At 70.0% G+C, this 19,101-nt stretch carries 22 protein-coding genes; 18 read left to right on the forward strand and 4 right to left on the reverse strand.

The features are described 5' to 3' along the window. Position 1: 1 nt before the first annotated feature. The 7 genes from AC1Q9M_RS12855 to AC1Q9M_RS12885 all read left to right on the forward strand — a co-directional run bounded on the left by AC1Q9M_RS12855 (position 2) and on the right by AC1Q9M_RS12885 (position 6,334). Complete coding sequence (locus AC1Q9M_RS12855) at positions 2–895, forward strand: branched-chain amino acid ABC transporter permease (protein ID WP_382321896.1); 894 nt, start codon at positions 2–4, stop codon at positions 893–895. Then, the gene (locus tag AC1Q9M_RS12860) at positions 892–1,848 is read left to right on the forward strand and encodes a branched-chain amino acid ABC transporter permease (RefSeq protein WP_382321895.1); all 957 of its coding nucleotides are present in this window, start codon (positions 892–894) and stop codon (positions 1,846–1,848) included. The genes AC1Q9M_RS12855 and AC1Q9M_RS12860 overlap by 4 nt, the downstream gene beginning before the upstream one ends. Before the next feature lie 48 nt (positions 1,849–1,896). After that, on the forward strand, positions 1,897–2,727 hold the full coding sequence (locus tag AC1Q9M_RS12865; protein ID WP_382328231.1) for a phosphoenolpyruvate hydrolase family protein: 831 nt from the start codon (positions 1,897–1,899) through the stop codon (positions 2,725–2,727). Between the two features lie 26 nt (positions 2,728–2,753). Beyond that, positions 2,754–3,197: an SRPBCC family protein gene (locus AC1Q9M_RS12870; RefSeq protein ID WP_382154270.1), complete on the forward strand. Its 444-nt coding sequence runs from the start codon at positions 2,754–2,756 to the stop codon at positions 3,195–3,197. Then, complete coding sequence (locus AC1Q9M_RS12875) at positions 3,194–4,411, forward strand: Tm-1-like ATP-binding domain-containing protein (protein WP_382321894.1); 1,218 nt, start codon at positions 3,194–3,196, stop codon at positions 4,409–4,411. Before AC1Q9M_RS12870 ends, AC1Q9M_RS12875 begins: the two co-directional genes overlap by 4 nt. 9 nt (positions 4,412–4,420) lie before the next feature. Continuing rightward, the gene (locus tag AC1Q9M_RS12880; RefSeq protein ID WP_492434141.1) at positions 4,421–5,638 is read left to right on the forward strand and encodes a tetratricopeptide repeat protein; all 1,218 of its coding nucleotides are present in this window, start codon (positions 4,421–4,423) and stop codon (positions 5,636–5,638) included. A 93-nt stretch (positions 5,639–5,731) separates the two neighbouring features. Then, a complete protein-coding gene (locus AC1Q9M_RS12885; RefSeq protein ID WP_492434143.1) occupies positions 5,732–6,334 on the forward strand; it encodes a 2-hydroxychromene-2-carboxylate isomerase in 603 nt (200 codons plus the stop codon). Between the two features lie 67 nt (positions 6,335–6,401). Here the strand turns inward: AC1Q9M_RS12885 and AC1Q9M_RS12890 are convergent, their stop codons facing one another. Next, the gene (locus AC1Q9M_RS12890; RefSeq protein ID WP_492434145.1) at positions 6,402–7,637 is read right to left on the reverse strand and encodes a CaiB/BaiF CoA transferase family protein; all 1,236 of its coding nucleotides are present in this window, start codon (positions 7,635–7,637) and stop codon (positions 6,402–6,404) included. An 89-nt stretch (positions 7,638–7,726) separates the two neighbouring features. Further along, positions 7,727–8,677 carry a LysR substrate-binding domain-containing protein gene (locus tag AC1Q9M_RS12895; RefSeq protein ID WP_444687398.1) on the reverse strand — a complete coding sequence of 317 codons (951 nt, stop codon included), beginning with the start codon at positions 8,675–8,677 and terminating at the stop codon, positions 7,727–7,729. 107 nt (positions 8,678–8,784) lie between these two features. On the opposite strand from AC1Q9M_RS12895, the gene AC1Q9M_RS12900 reads away from it, so the two are divergent. From AC1Q9M_RS12900 to AC1Q9M_RS12910, 3 genes are read left to right on the forward strand one after another with little or no spacing between them, the layout of a single operon-like run. Next, a complete protein-coding gene (locus tag AC1Q9M_RS12900; RefSeq protein WP_382328236.1) occupies positions 8,785–9,501 on the forward strand; it encodes a glutathione S-transferase N-terminal domain-containing protein in 717 nt (238 codons plus the stop codon). Beyond that, positions 9,498–10,775 (forward strand): CaiB/BaiF CoA transferase family protein, encoded by a 1,278-nt coding sequence (locus tag AC1Q9M_RS12905; protein ID WP_382321888.1) that lies wholly within the window; start codon positions 9,498–9,500, stop codon positions 10,773–10,775. Before AC1Q9M_RS12900 ends, AC1Q9M_RS12905 begins: the two co-directional genes overlap by 4 nt. Positions 10,776–10,820: 45 nt before the next feature. Continuing rightward, on the forward strand, positions 10,821–11,789 hold the full coding sequence (locus tag AC1Q9M_RS12910; RefSeq protein ID WP_382154293.1) for a tripartite tricarboxylate transporter substrate-binding protein: 969 nt from the start codon (positions 10,821–10,823) through the stop codon (positions 11,787–11,789). A 10-nt stretch (positions 11,790–11,799) separates the two neighbouring features. Here AC1Q9M_RS12910 and AC1Q9M_RS12915 read toward each other — a convergent pair whose 3' ends face one another. Next, positions 11,800–12,081: a cupin domain-containing protein gene (locus tag AC1Q9M_RS12915; RefSeq protein ID WP_382154296.1), complete on the reverse strand. Its 282-nt coding sequence runs from the start codon at positions 12,079–12,081 to the stop codon at positions 11,800–11,802. A gap of 79 nt (positions 12,082–12,160) precedes the next feature. On the opposite strand from AC1Q9M_RS12915, the gene AC1Q9M_RS12920 reads away from it, so the two are divergent. The 6 genes from AC1Q9M_RS12920 (at position 12,161) to AC1Q9M_RS12945 (ending at position 15,855) form a co-directional block, all read left to right on the forward strand. Then, complete coding sequence (locus AC1Q9M_RS12920) at positions 12,161–12,526, forward strand: YciI family protein (protein WP_291111210.1); 366 nt, start codon at positions 12,161–12,163, stop codon at positions 12,524–12,526. Between the two features lie 108 nt (positions 12,527–12,634). Next, entirely contained in the window at positions 12,635–13,117 is a 483-nt protein-coding gene (locus tag AC1Q9M_RS12925) for a VOC family protein (protein ID WP_382154299.1), read from the forward strand. A gap of 22 nt (positions 13,118–13,139) precedes the next feature. Further along, positions 13,140–13,571 carry a YciI family protein gene (locus AC1Q9M_RS12930; RefSeq protein WP_492434149.1) on the forward strand — a complete coding sequence of 144 codons (432 nt, stop codon included), beginning with the start codon at positions 13,140–13,142 and terminating at the stop codon, positions 13,569–13,571. Between the two features lie 12 nt (positions 13,572–13,583). Further along, positions 13,584–14,123 (forward strand): SRPBCC family protein, encoded by a 540-nt coding sequence (locus tag AC1Q9M_RS12935; protein ID WP_382321887.1) that lies wholly within the window; start codon positions 13,584–13,586, stop codon positions 14,121–14,123. Between the two features lie 37 nt (positions 14,124–14,160). Beyond that, positions 14,161–14,571, forward strand: coding sequence for a VOC family protein (locus tag AC1Q9M_RS12940; RefSeq protein ID WP_382154305.1), 411 nt, complete (start codon positions 14,161–14,163; stop codon positions 14,569–14,571). A gap of 9 nt (positions 14,572–14,580) precedes the next feature. Beyond that, positions 14,581–15,855 carry an RNA polymerase sigma factor gene (locus tag AC1Q9M_RS12945; protein ID WP_492434152.1) on the forward strand — a complete coding sequence of 425 codons (1,275 nt, stop codon included), beginning with the start codon at positions 14,581–14,583 and terminating at the stop codon, positions 15,853–15,855. Here AC1Q9M_RS12945 and AC1Q9M_RS12950 read toward each other — a convergent pair. Continuing rightward, positions 15,852–16,772, reverse strand: coding sequence for a LysR substrate-binding domain-containing protein (locus AC1Q9M_RS12950; protein WP_382154311.1), 921 nt, complete (start codon positions 16,770–16,772; stop codon positions 15,852–15,854). The genes AC1Q9M_RS12945 and AC1Q9M_RS12950 overlap by 4 nt on opposite strands. A gap of 88 nt (positions 16,773–16,860) precedes the next feature. On the opposite strand from AC1Q9M_RS12950, the gene AC1Q9M_RS12955 reads away from it, so the two are divergent. Together AC1Q9M_RS12955 and AC1Q9M_RS12960 are read left to right on the forward strand one after the other, a co-directional pair. Beyond that, positions 16,861–18,069, forward strand: coding sequence for a CaiB/BaiF CoA transferase family protein (locus AC1Q9M_RS12955; RefSeq protein WP_382321885.1), 1,209 nt, complete (start codon positions 16,861–16,863; stop codon positions 18,067–18,069). 21 nt (positions 18,070–18,090) lie between these two features. Then, positions 18,091–19,086 carry an acrylyl-CoA reductase family protein gene (locus tag AC1Q9M_RS12960; protein ID WP_492434155.1) on the forward strand — a complete coding sequence of 332 codons (996 nt, stop codon included), beginning with the start codon at positions 18,091–18,093 and terminating at the stop codon, positions 19,084–19,086. The last annotated feature ends 15 nt before the right edge of the window (positions 19,087–19,101 follow it).

Genomic DNA, 19,101 nt, shown 5'->3' on the forward strand with positions numbered 1-19,101 from the left:
TATGACGGAGGTGTTCGGTTTGCCGCTGCCAGTGCTCGCGGGCCAGGTCATGCTGGGGCTGGTCAACGGCTGCTTCTACGCCGTGCTCAGCCTGGGCCTGGCCGTGATCTTCGGCCTGCTGCGCATCGTCAACTTCGCGCACGGGGCCTTCTTCATGGCCGGTGCCTTCGGCGCCTGGATGCTGCAGCGCTACGCGGGCCTGGGCTACTGGGCCGCGCTGCTGCTGGTGCCGCTGGTGGTGGGTGGCCTGGGCGGCGTGTTCGAGCGCGGCCTGCTGCGCCGCCTCTACGGTCTGGACCCGATCTACGGCCTGCTGCTCACCTTCGGCCTGGTGCTGGTGCTCGAAGGCGGTTTTCGCGTGGCCTTCGGCACCTCGGGCCAGCCCTACCCGGTGCCGTCCAACCTGCAGGGCGTGTTCAACCTGGGCTTCATGGTGCTGCCGATCTACCGCGCCTGGGTGATCTTCGCGGCGCTCGCGGCCTGCCTGCTCACCTGGTGGCTGATCGAGCGCACCCCGCTGGGCGCGCGGCTGCGCGCCGCCACCGAGAAACCGGCGCTCACGCAGTCCTTCGGGGTGAACGTGCCGCGCCTGCTCACCTTCACCTACGCCGGCGGCATCGCGCTGGCCGCCTTCACCGGCGTGCTGGCCGCGCCCATCCTGCACGTGAACTCGGGCATGGGCTCCAACCTCGTGATCATCGTGTTCGCCATCGTCGTCATCGGCGGCATGGGCTCGGTGTTCGGCTCCATCGTCACCGCGCTGGGCATCGGCGTGATCGAGGGGCTCACCAAGGTCTTCTATTCGGAGGCATCGACCACCGTGATCTTCGTCGTCATGGCCCTGGTGCTGCTGTTCCGCCCGCGCGGCCTGTTCGGCAAGGAAGGTGCAGCATGAACCGCTCGCTCGCTCCCTGGCAGAAGGCCTTCGTCGGGGTCCTGCTGCTGTTGCTGCTGCTCGCGGTGCCCTGGGTGCCGCAGGTGGTCTACCCGGTGTTCGTCATGAAGCTGCTGTGCATGGCGCTGTTCGCCTGTGCCTACAGCCTGCTGCTCGGCTTCGGCGGCATGATGTCCTTCGGCCACGCGGCCTTCTTCGGCAGCGCGGCCTACATCACCGGCCTGGTGGTGAAGATCTGGGGTCTGCCGCCCGAGCTGGGCCTGCTGGGCGGCACGCTGTTCGCGGCGCTGCTGGGCGCGGTGTTCGGCGCGCTGGCCATCCACCGCCAGGGCATCTACCTGGCCATGGTCACGCTGGCGCTGGCGCAGATGGTGTATTTCATCTTCCTGCAGCTGCCCTTCACTGGCGCGGAAGACGGTCTGCAGCAGATCCCGCGCGGCACGCTGTTCGGCTTCATCGACCTGCGCAACGACACCGCCATGTACCACCTGGTGCTGCTGCTCACCGTGGCCGGCCTCTGGCTCATCCACCGCGTGGTGCGCTCGCCGTTCGGCCACGTGGTGGTGGCGATCCGCGAGCACGAGCCGCGCGCGCGTTCGCTCGGCTACCCGGTGGAGCGCTACAAGCTCACGCTGTTCGTGCTCTCGGCCGCGCTCTCGGGCCTGGCCGGTTCCATGAAGGCCCTGGTGTTCCAGCTCGCCGCGCTGTCCGACGTGCACTGGCACCTCTCGGGCGACGTGGTGCTGATGGCCCTGCTCGGCGGCATGCACACCGTGTTCGGCCCGGCCATCGGCGCCACGCTGGTGGTGGGCCTGCAGTACTACCTCGACGCCTTCGGCGGCTGGGTGACCCTGGTCACCGGCCTGATCTTCATGGTGTGCGTGCTCTCGTTCCGCAGCGGCATCGCCGGTGCGATCGATGCGCTCAGAACCCGCCCACGCCCCGGGCCCTGAGCCCGCGGCCCCCTTCACGTTTCCGTTTTCCGTTTCAAGGAGATTTTCATGCCGCGTTTCGAACGCCAAGCCCTGATGGCGAAATTCCAGGACATGGTGCGCCAGCGCCAGCCCATCGTCGGCGGGGGCGCCGGCACCGGCATCTCCGCCAAGTGCGAAGAGGCCGCCGGCATCGACCTGATCGTGATCTACAACTCGGGCCGCTACCGCATGGCCGGACGCGCCTCCTCGGCCGGCCTGCTGGCTTACGGCAACGCGAACGACATCGTGCTCGAGATGGCCGGCGAGGTGCTGCCGGTGGCGAAGAAGACGCCGGTGATCGCGGGCGTGAACGGCACCGACCCTTTCATCGTCATGCCGGTGTTCCTCAAGAAACTCAAGGAACTCGGGTTTTCCGGCGTGCAGAACTTCCCGACCGTGGGCATCATCGACGGCAATTTCCGCCAGAGCCTGGAGGAGACCGGCATCAACTACGCGACCGAGGTCGAGATGATCGGCGAGGCACACGCCATCGACCTGCTGACCACGCCCTACGTGTTCTCCGCCGAGGAGGCCGTGGCCATGACCGAGGCCGGCGCCGACTTCATCGTGCCGCACATGGGCGTGACCACCGGTGGCACCATCGGCGCCACCACGGCCAAGTCGCTCGACGAATCGGTGAAACTCATCGACGAGTGGGGCGAGGCGGCGCGCAAGGTGCGCAAGGACGTGATCGTGATCGCGCACGGCGGCCCGATCTCCAGCCCGGAAGACGTGGCCCACGTGCTCAAGCACAGCCGACACTGCAATGGCTTCTACGGCGCCAGCAGCATGGAACGGCTGCCGACGGAGATCGCGATCAAGTCGCACGTGGAGCGCTACAAGCAAGTGACTTTCTGAATTCGAACCACCACAGGAGACAGGACATGGCCAGGGTCTACGTGAGCGCGGTGATGGACGCGACGCTGGAGGAGGCGTGGGCCTACCTGCGCGACTTCGGCGCGCTCGGCAACTACCACCCGTACTTCGAGAACTCCTACATCGAAGACGGCAAACCGGCCGACCAGGTCGGCTGCGTGCGCCACTTCACCGTGCGCGACGGCGGCGGCTTCCTGCGCGAACAGCTGCTCGCGCTGTCCGACGACACGCACCGCTGCCGCTACAGGATCCTGCACATCGACGCCGACTGGAAGAACTACGTGGCCGAGATGCACCTGCTGCCCATCACCGAAGGCAACCGCTGCTTCGGTGAGTGGTGGGCCGAGTGGGACGTGCCGGCCGACCAGGAGGCCGAGGCGGTGGAGCGCGTGAAAGGCACCTTCCGCACCTTCTTCGAGTGCGTCAACGCGCACCACGGCAAGACCCGATGACCACCGCGCCAGCCGCCGCGTGGGTGGTGGGCACCTTCGACACCAAGGCCGCCGAGCTGGACTACCTCGCCGGCCTGCTGCGCGCGGCCGGCGTGCGCGTGCTGACGGTGGACATCGGCACGCGCAGCGCGAGCGGCGTGGCCGACATCGACGCCGCCGCCGTGGCGCGGCACCACCCCAAGGGCGCGGCCGCCGTGTTCGAGCCCACCGACCGGGGCGAAGCGGTGATCGCGATGAGCGAGGCGCTGAGCGCGCTGGTGCGCGAGCGCCTGGGCGCGGGCGGGATCCAGGCCATGCTGGGCGTGGGTGGTTCGGGTGGCAGCTCCATGATCGCGCCGGCCATGCGCCTGCTGCCCATCGGCATGCCGAAGCTGCTGGTCTCCACCATGGCGGCCGGCGATGTCTCGGCCTACGTGGGCGTGGTGGACCTCACCCTGATGTACCCGGTGACCGACATCGCCGGCCTCAACCGGCTCTCGCGCACCATCCTGGCCAACGCGGCGCACGCGCTGGTGGGCATGCTGCAGCACCACGCGCCGACGGACCACGGGGCCGACAAGCCTTCCATCGGCCTGACCATGTTCGGCGTCACCACGCCCTGCGTGCAGGCTGTGCGCGGGCTGCTCGAGGCCGATTTCGACACCCAGGTGTTCCACGCCAACGGCGCGGGCGGTCGCACGCTGGAGGCCCTGGCCGCCGCCGGCATGCTGCGCGCCGTGGTCGACATCACCACCACCGAGGTGGGTCAGCACCTGGCCGGCGGCGTGTGCGACGCCGGGCCGAACCGGCTCGACGCCGCCGCGCGCCATGGCCTGCCCTGGGTGGGCTCGGTGGGCGCGCTGGACATGATCAACTGGGGCGCGCCGTCCACCATTCCCGAACGGCACCAGGGCCGCACCTTCCACGTGCACAACGCCAACGTGACGCTGATGCGCAGCAACGCCCAGGAGCTGGAGGCGGCGGCGCGGCGCATCGCCGAACAGCTCAACCGCGCCCGGGGCCCGGTGCGCCTGCTGCTGCCGCTGGGCGGCTTGTCCATGATCGACGCGCCCGGCCTGGCTTTCCACGCGCCCGAGGCCAACGCGGTGCTGTTCGACACGCTGGAGCGCCTGTTCGAGGCGAGCGACGCGCACCGGCTGATCCCGCTGCCGTTTCACATCAACGACCCGGCCTTCGCGGCGGCCGTGGCCGAACAGCTGAGGGCGGTGGTGTAAGGTTGCCGCATGAGCAACGCCACCGACCCCACCGAACAGGCCAAGGCCTTTTTCTTCGAAGGCAACGCCCTCTTCGAGGCCGACCGGCTCGACGAGGCGCAGAGCCGCTACGAGGCCGCGCTGGCCCTGGTGCCGGGGCGGCCGTCCATCCTGGCCAACCTGGGCGTCACCCAGTGCCGCCTGGGCCGCTGGCCCGAGGCCGTGGCCACGCTGGCGCAGGCCACCCAGGCCGACCCCACCCACCGCGACGCCTGGGTCGCGCTCGGCCTCTCGCACGAAGCCCTGTCGAACTGGGCCGGCGCCGCGCACGCGCTGCAGCAGGGCGTGCGGCTGGGGGCGTCCACCGCGCAGATCCACCTGTCCCTGGCGATGTGCCTGCTGCGGCTGGACCGGCCCGACGACGCGCTGGCGGCGCTGGACCGGGCGCTCGCGCTCGACCCGACCCTGGCCGAGGCCTGGAGCCAGCGCGGCAGCGTGCTGCGCGACGCCGGCCGGCACGCCGAGGCCGCGCGCTGCTTCGAGCAGGCCCTGGCCCACGGTGGCGACGAAACCCTGCACCGCTTCTACCTGGCCTCGGTGAAGGCCGGCGAGGCCACGCCACCGCAGCCGCCGCGCGCCTACGTGGAAGCGCTGTTCGACGAGTACGCCGACGATTTCCAGCACCACCTGATCCACCAGCTGAAGTACCAGGCGCATGAGACCCTGCTGGCGCCGCTGCGCGTGGGCGGCCGGCGCTACCCGCTGGTGCTGGACCTGGGTTGCGGCACCGGCCTGTGCGGCCAGCTCATCCGCCCGCACGCCGACGCGGTGGACGGCGTAGACCTGGCCCAGGCCATGGTCGAGCAGGCGCGGGCCAGCGGCGCCTACCGCCAGGTGGTGCAGGGCGAGCTGCTCGAATTCCTGCGCTCGCGGAAGGAGCCCGCCGATCTCGTGATCGCCGCCGACGTGTTCATCTACGTGGGCGCGCTCGACGGCGTCTTCGCCGCGGTGCGCGAGCGCCTCCAGCCCTCGGGCTGTTTCGCCTTCTCGGTCGAACTCGCCACCGGCGCCGAAGAACTGCAACTGCGGCCCAGCCTGCGCTACGCGCATGCCCCGGCCTATGTGGAGCGCCTGGCCCGGGCGCACGGCTTCCAGGTGCGCCAGACCTGGCAGGCGCCGCTGCGCGAGGACCAGCAGAAGCCAGTGATGGGCCTGTACGTGCTGCTGGAGCCCGCCGGCGCCCCATAACGCGGCCCTATACCCGAATCGCCATTTCGTATTGGTCAGCGCGCGGCGCGCTTCCTAGACTGTGGGGCACTCAACAGCCACCATGGAAAGCGCATGACCAAGCCACACGTCGATCTGTACTGGGACATCGGCAGCACGAACACCTACTTCGCGTTCAAGCTCCTCCAGCCCATCGTGGCGCGCCACGGCGCCGAGCTCGTGCTGCACCCCTACAACCTGGGCTACGTGTTCCGCAACAACGACTACGAACTCATGAAGGAGTCCAAGGCCAAGCTGCGCTACCGCAAGCGCGACCTGATGCGCTGGGCCGAGAAGCACCAGCTGCCGTTCCAGATCCCGCGCCAGTTCCCGATCAAGTCCAGCCGCGTGCTGCGCGGTTCGCTGGCGATGCGCCAGAAGGGGCTGGAGCTGCCCTTCGTCGAGGCGGCGCTCGAAGCCTACTGGGAACAGGGCAACGCGGGCATCGTGGAGTACGCGGGCCTGCGTCCCATCGCCGAGCGGTTTGGCGTGGACCCGGACTGGTTCGAGGCCACCAGCGCCAGCGACGAGACTGGCGCACAGCTCGCGAAGAGCACGGACGACGCGGTGGCGCGCGGCGTGTTCGGCGTGCCCATGATGTTTGTGGGTGACGAGATGTTCTGGGGCAAGGACCGGCTCGACTTCATGGAAGACGAGCTGGCGCGCGCCACGGCCTGAGCGTTTCTCCCGCCCCCTCACAAAAAAAGACGCCGGCTTCGAGCCGGCGTTTTTTGTGGGGTGGGTGTCAGACGACCCGCGCGCCGCGCAAGGCCTCGATCTGCGCCGCGTCCAGGCCGGCCAGGCGCGTGAGCACCTCGTCGCTGTGCGCGCCGGGCAGCGGGGCCGGCTGGTCGTAGCCGCCCGGGGCGGCACTGAACTTGATCGGAAATCCCGAGCCCGAGGCCACCATGGTGGAGCGGCTCAGCGGGTTCCACAGCGGCACCGCCATCTGGCGCTGGACCATCTGGTCCCAGCGCAGCACACCGTGGATGTCGCGCACCGGGCTGCAGGCCAGCTTGGCCTGCGCCAGGCGGGCCTCGACCTCCTCGGTGGTGATGGTCCGCGCCCACGACGCGACCACCTCGTCCACCTGGGCGTTGTTCGCCAGGCGCCAGGCGACCGACATCATGTCCGGGTCGTCCTGGAGGTCGCGGCGCTCCATCACCTCCAGCAGCGCGAGCCAGTCGTCGTGCGTGGCCGCGCCGAGCGTGACCCAGCCGTCGCGCGTGCGGTAGGCGTTGAAGGGCGAGAAACGCATGATGCGGTTGCCCTGCTGGGGCTGCAGGCCGAGCTGCGGGTAGCAGTCCAGCGGCTCGTCGAAGATCAGCGAGAACAGGCAGTCGGCCATGGACACGTCGATGGCCTGGCCCTCGCCGGTGCGGTCGCGGTGCAGCAGCGCGGCCACGATGCCCAGCGCCGCGAACACGCCCGAGATCGCGTCGGACACCGGCGAGCCGGCCTTGGTGGGCGCGCTGCCGGGCTGGCCGGTGATGCTCATGAGGCCCACGGCGGCCTGCACCATCAGGTCGTAGGCCTTGAGGTGGCGGTCCGGCCCGGTGGCGCCGTAGCCGGTGAGCGAGCAGTACACGATGCGCGGGTTGGCTTCCTTCAGCGCCGCGTAGCCCACGCCCAGGCGCTCGGCCACGCCGGCGCTGAAGTTGTCCACCACCACGTCCGCGTGGCGCACCATGCGCAGGAAGATCTCGCGCCCCTCGGCGCTCTTGAGGTTGAGCGTGGCCGACTTCTTGCCCCGCGCGCGCTTGAGGTAGGCAATGCCCATGTCCTCGTCGGTCTGGCGCTGGAAGCTCACGCCCTGCGGGCCCGCGAAGGGCGGCGCGAAGGCGGTCGGGTCGCCGGTTTTCGGGTCGTCGATCTTGATGACCTCCGCGCCCAGGCCGGCCAGGAACAGCGTGCCCTGGGGGCCGGAGAAAAAACGCGTGAGGTCGAGAACGACCACGCCGTCGAGGATCTTTGCAGTCATGGGCCCACCGTTGGAAATGTGCGCCGCAGTGTAGGCAGCGGGTCCGCGCGGGGGGAAATAGGTCTTTGACGTGGCGGTATCGCGCCGTCCTATGGGGGCGGCACGGGCGAGGCGCCAGGCCATTGACCAGCCTCCACCCGCCGGTGCGTGACCTCGGTGATGAGCTCGACGATGCGGTGCGCCGCGCTGCTCAGGGGCACGATGTCGAAGGTGCACAGCGACAGGCGGCGCTGCAGAGCCGGCTCGGTGATGCGCTGCACGCGCAGGCCGGCCGTGCCGCCCGGAATGGCCGCCGAGCCGATGGTGGCGCCCACGCCGCTGGCCACCACCGCGCGGATGGTGGCCAGCGAGTCGAGCTCGGCCAGCACGCGCATCTCGTGCCCGGCGGCCTGGAAGGCCGCGTCGATGATCTGGCGCGTCACGTTGGAGCGGCCGGGCAGGGCCAGCGCGCAGGGCGCGGCCTGGGCCAGCGACACCGTGTCGCCATCGCCCACGCCCTGCGCCGACATCAGGAACAGGTCCTCGATCAGCAGCGGGCGCACGTCCAGGTGGCTGGAGACCTTCTGGCGCGCCGTGCCGGTGTCCGGCGCCAGCGGCTCGAACAGCAGGCTCATCTCGATGCGGCCGTTGACCACCAGCTCTTCCAGGTGGCCGCTCAGGCTCTCGGTGATCTGCAGCTGGATGTCGGGGTACTTCGCGGCGGCCTCGGCGATCAGCGAAGGCGCGAGCAGCGTGGCCGCGCTGCTGGGCAGGCCCACCGAGACCAGGCCCTGCGGGTAGTCGCCGGCGTGCTGCACGTCGGTGCGCATGCGCTCCATCTGGCGCAGCATGGCGCGCGCGTGGCGGTAAAACACCTCGCCCGCTTCGGTGGCCGAGACGCCGCGCACGCTGCGCGAGAGCAGCTTGACCTTGAGCTCGTCCTCCAGGTTGGCCATCTGGTGGCTGAGCGCGGGCTGGGCGATGAACAGGTCGGCGGCGGCGCGCGAGACGCTGCCCAGTTCGACGATGCGCACGAAGTACTTGAGCTGGCGGATTTCCATCGGGCCATTGTCCTATCGGCCCTTGGGGGGCTCCATATCTTTTCACGATGCCCCAAGCCCGACACGGTATTGGCGCACCTTGGCCATGCGCACCATCATCACCGCCCATGATCGATCTCTACTTCTGGAGCACGCCCAACGGCTACAAGGTCTCCATCCTGCTGGAAGAGCTGGGCCTGCCTTACCGCGTCATTCCCGTGCACATCGGCAAGGGCGAGCAGTTCCGGCCCGAGTTCCTCAGGATCAGCCCGAACAACAAGATCCCCGCGCTGGTGGACCCCGAGGGCCCGGGCGGCGCGCCGATCGCGCTGTTCGAGTCGGGGGCCATCATGATGTACCTGGCCGAGAAGCAGGGCTGGGCCTTCCTGCCGCAGGACCTGCGCGCGCGCTATGACGTGGTGCAGTGGCTCATGTTCCAGATGGGGGGGGTCGGCCCCATGCTCGGGCAGGCGCACCACTTCCGCAAGTACGCGCCCGAGAAGATCGAATACGCGATCGACCGCTACACGAAAGAGGCGCGCCGGCTCTACACCGTGATCGACCGCCGCCTGGCCGAGGCCGAGTACCTCGCGGGCGACCAGTACTCGATCGCCGACATGGCGACCTACCCCTGGCTGCGCGCCCACAAGTGGCAGGGCCAGGACCTCGCCGACTTCCCTCACCTGCAGCGCTGGTACGCGGTGGTGCGCGCGCGCCCGGCGGTGCAGCGCGGCCTGGCCGTGCTGGAAGAGAAGGTCGACCGCTCCGGCGCCAAGCCCACCGGCGAGCGCTGGGACAACCTGTTCGGCGCCGGCCAGTTCTCCCCCTCGGAAAAGACCCCATGACCCAGAAGACCCCCATGCTCACCGGCTACCGCGTGCTCGACATCACGCAGATCGTGGCCGGCCCGACCTGCACCCGCATCCTGGCCGAGATGGGCGCCGAGGTGGTCAAGCTCGAACTCGCGCCCTTCGGCGACCGCACCCGCGTGGGCGGCCTGCGCTCCAACCAGCCCGAGCACAAGCGCTGCTCGCAGAGCACCTACTTCATCCAGCACAACCACTCCAAGAAAAGCCTGGCGCTGGACTTCAAGAGCGAGCGCGCGCGCGAACTCATCAAGGCCATGGTGCCGAAGTTCGACGTGCTGGTGGAGAACTTCTCGCCCGGCGTGATGGCGCGCGCGGGCCTGAGCTACGACGAGCTGAAGGCGATCAACCCGAGGCTGGTGATGTGCTCCATCTCGCTGGCCGGCCAGGCCGGCGAGCTCGCGCAGAAGCCGGGCTACGACTACGTGGCCCAGGCCTATGCCGGCATCACCGACCTGATCGGCGAGCGCGACGGCGAGCCCGCGCTGATCACCATGGCCATCGGCGACGCCTCCACCGGCGTGGCGGCGGCCATGGCGGTGGGCTTCGCGCTGCTGCACCGCGAGCGCACCGGCGAGGGCCAGTACATCGAGACCTCGCTGCTCGACACCTACTTCAACATGCACGAGGTGGCGGTGCCGCGCGTGAGCCTGCGCAAAAACCACACCCCGGTGCGCACCGGCTCGCAGCACCCCGACGGCGGGCCGACCGGCATCTTCCGCTGCGGCGACGGCAGCTACCTCACGCTGGCCACGCTGCCGCACCAGTGGGCGGCCTTCGTCGAGGCGCTGGGCCAGCCGGAGCTGCTGAAGGACGAGCGCTTCGCCACCGCCGCGCTGCGGCGCGACCACAACGAGGCGCTCAAGCACCTCCTCGAAACCTGGCTGGCCGGCTTCACCACGCGCGACGAGGCCATCGCCGCGCTGGAACGCCACCGCATTCCCTGCGCGCCTGTGCTCACCCTGCGCGAGGCCATGGCGCACCCGCACCTGCGCGAACGCGGCGTGGTGCGCGAGGTGCACGACCCCTACATCGGCCGCTTCGACATCCCGGGCCCGCCCGCGCGCTTCTCCGCGTGGCGCGTGCCGGGAGGCCTGCGCGCCGACCTGCTGGGCGAGCACAACGAGGAGATCCTCAAGTCGCTCGCCGGGCTGGACGACGACGAGATCGGGCAGCTGTACCGCGACGGCGTGCTGGTGCGCGACCCCCTGCTGAACGCGGACCGCGAATGGACCGAGAAGACGGAGGCCTGAGACCGCCGCGACCCCATCGACCGAACCACAACGAAGGAGACAAAGATGAAGAAACGGATATTCACCCTGGCCATCGCGCTGGGCCTGGGCAGCGCCGCGCTGGCCCAGGAGTTCCCCCAGCGCCCGGTGACGCTCATCGTGCCGTTCTCGGCCGGCGGGCCGACCGACGTGGTCGCGCGCCACCTGGCCCAGGCCATGGGCAAGTCGCTGGGCCAGCCGGTGGTGGTGGAGAACCGCGCCAGCTCGGGCGGCATCGTCGGCACCGAGGCCGTGGTGCGCGCCGAAGCCAACGGCTACACGCTGCTGATCCACAACATCGGCATGTCCACGCTGCCCGCGCTCTCGCGCTCGCTGCGCTTCAACCCGGCCACCGACCTGGACTTCATCGGCCAGGTGGCGGACGTGCCCATGACGCTGGTGGGCAAGCGCGACCTCGAACCGACCGGTTTCAAGGCGCTGCACCAGTACATCACGCTCAACCAGAAGAAGATCAACCTCGCCAACGCCGGCATCGGCACGGCCTCGCACCTGTGCGGCCTGATGCTGATGAGCCGGCTGAACCTGGCCATGACCACCGTGCCCTACAAGGGCGCCGCGCCCGCCATGGCCGACCTGCAGGGGGGCCAGGTAGAGCTGCTGTGCGACCAGATCACCACCACGCTGGGCCCGATCCAGGCCGCGCGCGTCAAACCCTACGGCAGCACCACGCGCGAGCGCCTGCCCTCGCTGCCCGAGCTGCCGACGCTGAGCGAGCAGGGGATCGACGGGCTGGAGGTCACGGTCTGGCATGGCGTGTACGCGCCGAAGAACCTGCCCAGGCCCGTCACCGAAAAGCTGGTGAAGGCGCTGCAGGACGGCCTGGCCGACCCGGCGTTCCGCGACAGCCTGCAGAAGCTCGGCGCCCTGCCCGTGAGCAAGGACAAGGCCACGCCCGAAGGGCTGGGCAAGCACCTGCGCCAGGAGATCGCGCGCTGGTCGCCCGTGATCCGGCAGGCCGAGGCCTATTTGGACTGAGCGTTTTCGGTCAGTCCTTGCGCCGCGCCACCCAATAGGTGGCGCCCTCGGCGCCATAGCGCTCGGCGTGCGGCACCTCGCCGTCGATCTGGAAGGTGTCGCCCGCGCGCAGCTGGCGCGTGAGGTCGCCCACCGTCAGCCACATCTCGCCGCGCGTGACCACCGCCTTGGCGGCAAAGGGGTGGGTGTGCATGTCCAGCACCGTGAAGGGCGCCCACTCGCGCTCGATCACCTCGTCGTAGCCTTCGATCAGGGCCTGAAGGCGAAAGGCCTCGAAGTTGGCAGGGTTCATGGAAAGGCATTGTGGGCCATCGGGTGGCGGGGTGAGGCGTTAGCATGGAGGGCTTGTGCACAGTGAAACGAGGCGCTCCATGTCCCACATGCTCCTGATCCTTGAACCGGCCGGCCAGCGCGGCACGCGCACCGAGGCCCAGGGCCGCGAGGCGTACGCCAGCATGCAGCGCTTCGGCGAGTCGCTGCGCTCGCGCGGCAAGCTGCTGGCGGCGGAATCGCTGGCCTCCCAGTCCCAGGGGGTGCGGGTGCACACCGGCGGCGGCAAGGCCCAGGTGGTGGACGGGCCGTTCGCCGAAGCCAAGGAAATGATCGGCGGCTTTTTCCTGCTGGACTGCGCCAGCATGGACGAGGCCGTGGCCATCGCCCAGGAGTGCCCGGCCGCCGAATGGGCCACCGTCGAGGTGCGCGCCCTGGGGCCGTGTTACGACGACAGCCGGGGCTGAATCCCGGCCTCAGGGTTTTTCCTGGGGTGTTTCTGTCGGCGCTTGTCGAAAACCGCGGGGCTGGTTCGTCGTGCCTGTTGAAGATCCCCAATTCAACAGGAGTTCTTGATGAACGCACCCGCCCGCATCCAGCCTTGCCTGTGGTTTGACACACAGGCCGAGGAGGCCGCACGGTTCTACGTGTCGGTGTTCCCGAACTCGCGCATCGGCGCGATCACCCGCTACGGCCCTGGCGCCCAACTGCCCGAGGGCACGGTGCTCACGATCGATTTCGAACTCGACGGGCAGCCGCACACCGCGCTCAACGGCGGGCCGCATTTCCGGTTCTCGCCCGCGATCTCCCTCCTGGTGCGCTGCACTTCGCAGCAGGAGGTGGACCACTACTGGCAACACCTCTCGGCCGTGCCCGAGCAGGAGCGCTGCGGCTGGCTGCAGGACCGCTACGGCCTGTCCTGGCAGGTCGTGCCCGAGCAGCTCATGGCCCAGCTGCAGCACCCCGACGCGGCGCGGCGCCAGAGCGTCACGCTGGCCATGCTCGCCATGGGCAAGCTCGACATCGCGGCCCTGCAGCACGCCTTCGACCACCCCTGAACCCCTCTCCAGGAGACCCACCATGCGATTCATGATCATCGTCAAGTCCTGCGACGAATTCGAAGCCGAGACCTCGCCCGCGCCCGACGAGGCGCTGATGGCCGAGATGGTCCGCTACCACGAGGAACTGGCCCAGGCCGGCGTGCTGCTCGACGGCTCGGGCCTGCACCCCAGCCGCAAGGGCTGGCGCATCCAGTACAGCGCCGACGGCAAGAAGCGCGTCGTCGACGGCCCGTTCGCCGAGTCCAAGGAACTCATCGCCGGCTACACCCTGATCCAGGTGCGTTCGCGCGAGGAGGCGATGGAGTGGAGCCGCCGCTTCCCCAACCCGGCGGGCGCCGGCAAGGCCGCCGTGATCGAACTGCGCCAGCTCTACGAGATGGAGGATTTCCCGCCCAGCGAGCCATTGGAAGACTTCAAGAAGCTCGACGCCATGCACAACCCCCAGCGCTGAGGAGCCGCCACCATGCTCAAGATCCTTGCTTTGCTGATCGGCGTGGCCATCGCCGCCCTGCTGCTGTACGCCGCGAGCCGGCCCGACCGCTTCCACGTCGAGCGCTCCACCACCATCCAGGCGAGCGCCGAGCGGCTGCACCCGCTCATCAACGACCTGCAGCGCTTCAACACCTGGAACCCCTACGCCCGCAAGGACCCGGCCATGCAGGGCCAGTACAGCGGGCCCACCGCCGGCACCGGCGCGGTGTACGAGTTCCAGGGCAACAAGGACGTGGGCAAGGGCCGCATCGGCATCACCGCGTCCAGCGCGCCCTCCAGCGTGACCATGCAGCTCGACATGTTCGAGCCCTTCGAGGGTCACAACGTCGTCACCTTCAGCCTGGTGCCCGAAGGCGAGGCCACCCGCGTGACCTGGGCCATGGATGGCCCCAGCCCCTTCATCGCGCGGCTCATCGGCGTCTTCATGAACATGGACCAGATGATCGGCCGCGATTTCGAGGCCGGCCTGTCTTACCTCAAGTCCCTGGCCGAGAAGCCGGCGGCGTCCTGAACCTTCTTCACCCCCTCACCCTTCGAAAGGAAACACCATGTTTCGCCAGATCTTCGTCAACCTGCCCATCAAGGACATGGCCCGCTCGCAGGCCTTCTTCAAGTCGCTGGGCCTGAACTTCAACCCGCAGTTCACCAACGAGCAGGGCGCCTGCCTGGAGGTGGGCGAGAACATCTTCGCCATGCTGCTGGTCGAGCCCTTCTTCCAGGGCTTCACCAAACTGCCGATCTCGGACGCGAAGAAGGCCACCGAGGTGCTGGTGGCGCTCTCGGTCGACCACCGCGCCCAGGTGGACGAGGTGGTGGCCAAGGCGGTGGCCGCCGGCGCCACCACGCCGAACGCGCCGATGGACCACGGCTTCATGTACCAGCACGGTTTCGCCGACCTCGACGGCCACCAATGGGAGGTGTTCTGGATGGACATGAGCGCCGCCCCCGCGCAGATGTAAATTCGGCCCATGCATTCCAGTGTCCACCAGGCCATCGCCACCGTCTGGCGCCTCGAGTCCGCGCGCATCACGGCCAGCGTGGCGCGGGTGGTGCGCGACATCGGCGTGGCCGAGGAGCTCGCGCAGGACGCGCTGGTGGCCGCGCTGGAGCACTGGCCCAGGGACGGCGTGCCCGACAACCCCGCCGCCTGGCTCATGACCACCGCCAAGCGCCGCGCGCTCGACCACCTGCGCCACCGCCAGATGGCCGACGAGAAGCACGACGGCATCGCCGCCGACCTCGAAGCCCTGGGCGCCACGCACGTGCCCGATTTCGTGGACGCGCTGGACGAGGCGCGGCAGGACGACATCGGCGACGACCTGCTGCGCCTGGTCTTCACGGCCTGCCACCCGGTGCTCTCCACCGACGCGCGCGTGGCCCTCACGCTCAAGCTGCTGGGCGGGCTCAGCACGCACGAGATCGCGCGCGCCTTCCTGGTGCCCGAGGCCACCATCGCGCAGCGCATCGTGCGCGCCAAGCGCACCATCAGCGAGGCCGGCGTGCCGTTCGAGGTGCCGCGCGGCGACGCGCTGGGCGAGCGCCTGGCCTCGGTGCTCGAGGTGGTGTACCTGGTGTTCAACGAGGGCTACACGGCCACCAGCGGCGGCGACTGGATGCGCCCCGCGCTGTGCGACGAGGCGCTGCGCCTGGGCCGCATGCTGGCCGGCATCGCGCCGCAACAGCCCGAGGTGCAGGGCCTGCTGGCGCTGATGGAGATCCAGGCCTCGCGCACCGCCGCGCGCACCGACGCCAAGGGCCGCCCGGTGCTGCTGGCCGACCAGGACCGCAGCCGCTGGGACCACCTGCTGATCCGCCGCGGCCTGGCCGCGCTGGACCGCGCCGACCTGATAGGCGCCGAGCCGGGCCCTTACCACCTGCAGGCGGCCATCGCCGCCTGCCACGCGCGCGCCGTGCGTTCCGCCGACACCGACTGGGCCCGCATCGCCGCGCTGTACGGCGAGCTCGCGCGCGTGGCGCCTTCGCCGGTGGTCGAGCTCAACCGCGCGGTGGCCATCTCCATGCACGCCGGGCCGGCCGCCGGCCTGGTGCTGGTGGACGCGCTGCTGAAGAACAAGGCGCTGCGCCAGTACCACTGGCTGCCCAGCGTGCGCGGCGACCTGCTGGCCAAGCTGGGGCGCGACGGCGAGGCGCGCGCCGAGTTCGAGCGCGCGGCCGACCTCGCGGGCAACGAGCGCGAGAAGGAATTCCTGCGCGCGCGCGCGGCCGCGCTGCCGGGCGCCTAGGCGCCGAGCTGCCGCACCAGCCCCGACAGCAGCCGCGCGACCTCGCGCACCGCCGAGGACGCGGGGCGGCGCCGGGTCACATCGATGAAGGTGGTCTGCCGGATCGCCGGGTGGGTGATGGGCATGCACTCCAGCAGGCCCCTGGCCAGTTCGTCCTGCACCGCGTGCGCGGGCAGCGTGGCATGCAGGCCGCAGCTCATCACGGCGTCCTTCATCGCGGTGGCCGAACTCACTTCCAGGGCCACGTGCATGGACAGGCGCCGCCGGCCCGCCACTTCCTCGAACAGGGCGCGCAGGCTGTTGGGCCGCATCGGCATCACCAGCGGCAGGCCGGCCAGGGCCGAGAAGCGCACCGAGGCCTTGCCGCTGTGCGGGCCCCCGGGCGCGGCGATCAGGCACAGGGGCGAGGACAGCACCGCGTCCTGGTTTTCGCGCTGCAGGGGGCGGTAGCGGTTGAAGGTGCCCACGTCGATGTGACCCTCGGCCAGCATCACCTCGATCTGCCCGCTGTAGGCCTCGACCACGCGCAGCTGGATGTCGGGGAACGCCTCGCTCACGCGGGCGTAGAGGCGGCCGGTCATGGGGCGCGACATCGACGGCAGCAGGCCCACGTTCACCACCCCGGTGGGCCGCTGCCAGTTGCCTCCGGCTTCCTCCACCAGGGCCGAGGCGTCGGCCAGCAGCGCGTGCGCGCGCGGCAGCACATGGCGACCCAGTTCGGTGAGCACCACGCCCCGGCCGGTGCGGTGCAGCAGGCGCCCACCCAGCGTGGCTTCCAGGCGCGAGAGCTGGCGGCTGAAGGCCGACTGCGCCACGCCGGCGGCCGTGGCCGCGGCCGTGAGGCTGCCGTGTTCGGCGGCCTGGACGAAGTGGCGCAGGTCTTCGATCTGCAAACCTTTGCGATCCGGAATCAGCATGTCTGAAATGCCTCCTATGCGTATTCTGTATTTTGCATCCGCTCCCTAAACTGGCATCGAAACCGACCCATCACAAGGATTTCGAGACATGAGCACCGCCGCCGCCGGGCCCCTGCAGGGGCTGCGAATCCTGGACCTCTCCACCGTGATTGCCGGCCCCTGGGCCTCGACCTTGCTGGCCGACCTGGGCGCCGATGTGCTCAAGGTCGAGATGCCCGGCGTGGGCGACCCGCTGCGCGCCCTGCCGCCCTACAAGGACGGTGTGCCGCTGTGGTGGAAGGCGGCCAACCGCAACAAGCGCGGCATCACGCTGGACCTGCGGCGCGACGAGGGGCGCGAGCTGCTGGGCCGCCTGCTGCCCGAGCACGACGTGCTCGTCGAGAACTTCCGCCCCGGCACGCTGGACAAGTGGGGCATCACCAAGGACTGGTTGCACGGCATCCACCCACGGCTGGTCATCCTGCGCCTGACCGGTTTCGGCCAGACCGGCCCGTACCGCAACCGCCCGGGCTTCGCGCGCGTGTTCGAGGCCATGACGGGTTTCACCAACCTCTGCGGCGAGGCCGACCGACCGCCCTTGCATCTGGGCTTTCCGATCGCCGATGCGGTGGGGGGCCTGTTCGGCGCCATCGGCATCCTCGCGGCGTTGCACCACCAGCGCGAGGGCGGTGAGGACCGGCCCGGCCAGGAGATCGACTGCTCGATGATGGAGTCGATGTTCCGCGTGCTCGACTTCCTGCCGATCGAGTACGACCAGCTGGGCGTGGTGCGCGGCCGTTCGGGCAACACCAGCCAGTACGCGGCGCCGGGCAATGTGTACCAGACCGCCGACGGGCGCTGGGCCTCGATCGCCGCCTCGACGCAGCGCATCTACGAACGCCTGTGCGCGGCCCTGGGCCGGCCCGATCTGGTGAGCGATCCGAGGTACGCCACCAACCGCGACCGCGTGGCCCACCGGGCCGAGCTCGACCAGGCGCTCGCGGCGGAGATCGCGAAGCACCGCATCGACGAGCTGGGGCGCATGCTGGAGGCCAACGAGGTCGGGTTCAGCCCGATCTGCGACATCGCCGACATCTTCGAAGACGCCCACTTCGCCGCGCGCCAGGCCATCGTCAGCGTGCCCGACGACGAACTCGGCACGGTGCGCATGCAGAGCGTGGTGCCCGCGTTCTCCGAGACGCCGGGCGCGGTGCGCCACGCCGGCCCTTCGCTGGGCCAGCACAACCAGGCCGTGTTCCGCGAACTCGGCCTGACCGACGCCCAGCTGGACGGCCTGCGCGCCGCCGGCGTGATCTGAACCTCAGCAAAAGGAGTGACCATGGACGACCCCATCCGGGCGTATCTGATCGAAGGCAGCGCGGACGCGGTGCAGGCCCGCTTCACCACCTTGACGCCGTCGCAGCTCGACCCGGGCGACGTGGTCGTGCGCATCCACCACGCCAGCGTCAACTACAAGGACGCGCTGGCGGCCACCGGCCGCGGGCGCATCATCCGCCGCTTTCCCTGCGTGGGCGGCATCGATGCCGTGGGCACGGTGGAGTCGTCGCAGAGCCCGCGCTTCCAGCCGGGCGACGCCGTCATCGTGCACAGCCACGGCTTCGGGGTGTCGCAGCACGGCGGCTACGCCACCCGCACCCGCGTGCCGGCCGACTGGGTGAACCCGATCCCACCCGGGCTCAGCGCGCTGGACGCGATCACCATCGGCGTGGCGGGCTACACGGCGGCCCTGGCGGTGGACCTGATGGAGCTCAATGGCCTGGCGCCCGGGCGGGGCCGGGTGCTCGTCAACGGCGCCACCGGCGGTGTGGCCAGCATCGCCATCGACATCCTGGCCCAGCGGGGCCACGAGGTGGTGGCCGTCACCGGCAAGCCCGAGCAGGCGCCTTACCTGAAAGCACTCGGCGCCAGCGAGGTGGTCGCGGCCAGCGACCTGGCGGCTGCCACCCGCCCGCTGGAGAAGGCGCTGTGGGCCGGCGCGGTGGATTCGCTCGGCGGCGAACCCCTGGCCGCGCTCACCCGCACCACGAACAAGGACGGCGTGATCGCCAGCATCGGCAACGCGGCGGGCCAGGAACTGGTGACCACCGTCATGCCCTTCATCCTGCGCGGGGTGCGGCTCATCGGCGTCAACTCCGACAACGAGCCCGCGCTGCGCGAACACGTGTGGCGCCGCCTGGCCAGCGACCTGCGCCCGCGCCACCTGGGCCGCATCGCGCAGGTCAAGCCCTTCGACGACTTGCCCCAGGTGATCAAGGACGTGGTGGAGGGCCGCAACACCGGCCGCACCGTGATCGCCGTGGCCCCCGAGCTGTAGACCCCGACAACCGAC

The organism is Hydrogenophaga sp. GW823-FHT04C09 (assembly GCF_058796355.1).